Here is a 4,038-nt window from a genome sequence, read left to right on the forward strand (position 1 = left end):
AATGGGACTCTTTCCGGTCAAATTGTCGTCGATCCACTTTCGGGTGGCGCTGGAACGTCGATAAACATGAATATCAACGAGGTTATAGCTAACAGGGCGACAGAACTCCTTGGAAGCAAAAAGGGCGAGTATCTGGTACATCCCCTTGATGATGTCAACATGTTCCAGTCAACTAACGATACTTTCCCAACCGCAGGAAAGATGGCAGTCATTGTTCTACTAAAAGAGCTTGTTTCTTCTGTGGAAAGACTTCAGGCAGTCTTACAGGAAAAAGAAAAAGAATTCTGGAGTGTCATGAAACCAGGAAGGACACAATTCATGGATGCTGTTCCCATTTCTCTGGGGCAGGAATTCGGAGCGATGGCTGAAGCGATTAGCAGGGATCGCTGGAGACTATACAAAGTAGAAGAACGAATACGCATGGTAAATCTCGGCGGGACAGCTATTGGCACTGGCGTAGCAGCTGATAAGAGATTTGTGCTATCGATAGTGAATGAACTCAGAAATATATCAGGTGTAAGAGTTGCAAAGGCTGAAAACCTGATCGATGCTACCCAGAATATGGATGTTTTTGCAGAAGTTCACGGGTTGTTGAAATCACTTGCAACAAATCTACTGAAAATCTCCAATGACATACGGCTTCTTGGTAGTGGCCCCAACGCAGGTTTGGGAGAACTTGAATTTCCTAAAGTTCAAGCCGGGAGCTCTATTATGCCGGGCAAAATAAATCCGGTGATACCGGAGTATGCCATTCAATTGGCAATGAGCGTGTTGGCACATGATGTAGCTGTAAACTTCGCAGTTTCTTCGGGAAACCTCGAGCTAAATCCCTTCGTACCGCTTATAATCCACTATACATTGAAATCCCTTAGGTTTCTCACCAATGCTGTCAGAAGTCTTGAAAGCTATATACCTAAAATCAAGGCCAATAATAATAAAGCACAAGAGAACCTTCTTAAAAGCGAAGCCGTATTTACACCACTGATAACGGTCTATGGATATGAGCGAGTTCAAAAATGGATAAAGAGATCTCATGAAGAAAGAAGAAACATGTGGGATATCGTTGCAGAAGAAACAGGAATTGAAATCTCAGAGCTCAAAACCAAACTCCTCGGGAAGCACAGCACCGGATTGGGACTTTAAGAGATGAGAAGAGCCGAAAAAACGAGTAACGAGTCGCGACTTTTGATTCACATACAACCTACAACGAACTCTATCGTCGCTCCATCAGCTGACAGCTTCCGTAAACATTATATTTTTGCGCCATCTGAGCGTAGTTTAGCACTTCTAATTTAATACGCAAATCCCAGGTTTACGTAGGGCAAGAAGGCTGGTTGTTTTCCCTGAATGTCATAAACAATTGCTCCGCCTATTTTTATCTTAAACCACGAAAAGCGCCAGCCAAGTTCGGGATTAATCATAGGCATGAATTTAGCATCAAAGGCTTTGAGAGGAGTTGTTAGCATTAAGCCTCCATTTAATCTGTAGTAGAAATGTTTGAAATGTTTATAATAACCCCCGGAGATGTCAAAAGCAACGGTAAATATAGATCCTGGAATAATGGGTGGAATAAGGCCGAGTCTTGCACTAAAGCCAAGACCTCCGGGATAAATGTGAAACACTTCAGTGGAAAGCAAATACATAAAACCACCACTCATATTTGCTTCGGAAATCCCATTTCCAAACACTGAAATGGCTATCAAAAACAAAATAAGGATTACCACTATCCTTAACACACTCTCACTCTCCTGACACTGATGATATAATAATTCTAATCTTTTTTCCATCTTTTTGAGATGGTTTATAAGACTCCATTGTATCAGCAATAAAGGAGGAGAAGCATTGTGGGACTTGGCTGGTTAGATGTCAAAGAAATTTCCTTTAATTGGTTGCTTATGCTTGAAAAAGAGCATGTTCTTTGGATTTCCAGTGGCTGTGAAATTGAAAGCGATCTTGGAACTGCACTTGCGGCAAATCCCTCTGTGAAATGGTATTTCTGCAATCTTGTTCCTGAAAGGCGAGAGTTCTTTGAAAAAATCACTCAAGGGAAAAATCCTTCTCGAAAAGAAGCAAGAAAAGCGGAAATTGCCGTAATGGAAGCCATAAATGACTGGGTTGTGTATATCATCAAACCTGAACGCTATGATGAGCTTGCATTTTTGAATTGGGATGATTCTGAACTAACTTCAATAGTTGATTTTTTTGGTAAAAGAGTGCTTGATATAGGGGCTGGAACCGGAAGGTTAACCTTTGTGGCAACAAAGAAAGCGAAAGCGGTTTATGCTGTCGAGCCGGTCACAAACCTCAGAAGATACCTGAAAGAAAAGGCGGAAAAACTCGATGTAAACAACTTGTATGTATGTGATGGCATACTTACAGACATTCCCTTTGAGAGTGATTTTTTTGATATTACCATGGGCGGACATGTCTTCGGTGATGAACCACAAAAGGAATATTCAGAGATGCTCAGAGTTACGAAACCCGGTGGTCAAATTGTACTTTTTCCCGGGAACAACGATAGAGACAATGAGATCCACAAATTCCTCGTTTCGCAAAATTTCAGTTGGAAAAGATTTGAAGAACCCGGAGATGGTGTCAAAAGAGCTTACTGGAAAAAAATATAGATTCACTCAATGGTGCAAACCTGAAAACCGTAGTCAAATTTATCTCCGTGATTCATCCAAAGAACGAGTATGTTGTTACCGTATAATGGATATACACCTGCAATCATAATCAAGCTGGTCTCGTCGAGTCTTAAAAGTGTCGAGCTTTCAGATCCATCTGTTTTCATAGCCTTCAACTCAAAACCTTCTCCGAAAACAAACCATTTGCCACCTGGCAAGACAGCGCAAGCATAACCATCAAAAAGGGTTTGGTAGGTGTTCAAAGAATCTTTTTGAGCATCATATACATTGACCCTGTTGTTTTCATCTATGAAAAACGCCATGTCCGTTCCGGGTATCCATTGAAGTACTTTATCTTTATAACTTTTACCAATGATTTTGTATGAAGCATCATCTGATTTCAGCAGATAAATCTTCCCGGAAAGCTCCCGGGCAAGAACGAATTCACCCGATGGGCTTGACCCGTATAAAGCAACTCCCGTTATGGTAGTGATTGATTTGCGTTTAGTGTTTCCACTATTAGTTATCACCATTCCTTCACCATCATAGGAATATATATAGAGTTCGTTATCTGCTGTCCAGCAGAAGTTGTACTGACCATTGGAAATGAGTTCCATGGCTTCTGAAGGCAGAGCCAGTTGTTCAAATTCGTGAGTTCTCAAATTGTAAAGCCTGAATCGTTCAACCGCGCTTGTGTTTGCTTGAAGCTCTATCAACAGTTTTTCACCACTGGGAGATAACCCGAACCGATATGCTGGATATCCTTTGTTCATTACATCGAGCCATACAATCTCACCATGAATGAGTTTGGTTGGTTTTTCTATCGGACGAAATGACTCGTTCATTTTCAAAGGTTGTGTGCCTATTTTTGCTTCTCTAATTACCATATTCTCGATTTTTCTTTTGATTTCCTCTTCTAGTGCGGAATACCAAAATCCAGCATCAACACCATAACCCTTGATTGTTTCTATAGCCTTTTTGTGGGCTTCATCGAGTATGCTCATTAATTTTTCTTTTCTTTCACGAGTAATGAAATTACCTTTAGCTATTATCATCTCAATTTCTGGCTCAATATCATTCAAATATTCTTCTATTACTTTGTTTGCTTCTTTTGCAGCGAATAATTTTGTTTCTGCTTCTTTCAGAAAACCTCTAAAGCTTTCACAGAGCTTCAACGCCATTTCAAGATTTCCACCGATAGCGCCCATTATATATGGGCTTTCGAAAGAGAGCGGGTAAGAAGTTCCGGCTTTCTGAATGAATGCAGTCCTTATAAGGGTTCTAATGTAATATGCTTCTTCACCCCTGATGAGATCATCAGGATAGTTTTCAAAGTCCACAATTTTATTGCTGAAATCCCTTATCCTGCTTTTCAGATCATGGCGGTAATCATCCAAAGAGGCCTCTTTGTAGT

3 protein-coding genes and 1 pseudogene are annotated in these 4,038 nt (G+C 40.6%); 2 read left to right on the top strand and 2 right to left on the bottom strand.

Annotation, left to right across the window (positions count from 1 at the left end; translation table 11 throughout):
• Positions 1-1,143, top strand: a 1,143-nt coding sequence (locus tag AC3LHT_RS09360; RefSeq protein WP_488662703.1) for a lyase family protein, incomplete at its 5' end; no start/stop codon positions are given.
• Between the two features lie 149 nt (positions 1,144-1,292).
• Here AC3LHT_RS09360 and AC3LHT_RS09365 read toward each other — a convergent pair.
• Positions 1,293-1,736: a hypothetical protein gene (locus tag AC3LHT_RS09365; protein WP_290667942.1), complete on the bottom strand. Its 444-nt coding sequence runs from the start codon at positions 1,734-1,736 to the stop codon at positions 1,293-1,295.
• Between the two features lie 108 nt (positions 1,737-1,844).
• Between AC3LHT_RS09365 and AC3LHT_RS09370 the strand changes: the two genes are divergently transcribed.
• Complete coding sequence (locus AC3LHT_RS09370) at positions 1,845-2,624, top strand: methyltransferase domain-containing protein (RefSeq protein ID WP_290647349.1); 780 nt, start codon at positions 1,845-1,847, stop codon at positions 2,622-2,624.
• 2 nt (positions 2,625-2,626) lie between these two features.
• Here the strand turns inward: AC3LHT_RS09370 and AC3LHT_RS09375 are convergent.
• Positions 2,627-4,038: pseudogene (locus AC3LHT_RS09375) on the bottom strand (hypothetical protein); the annotation flags it as partial.

The organism is Kosmotoga sp. (genome assembly GCF_982836095.1).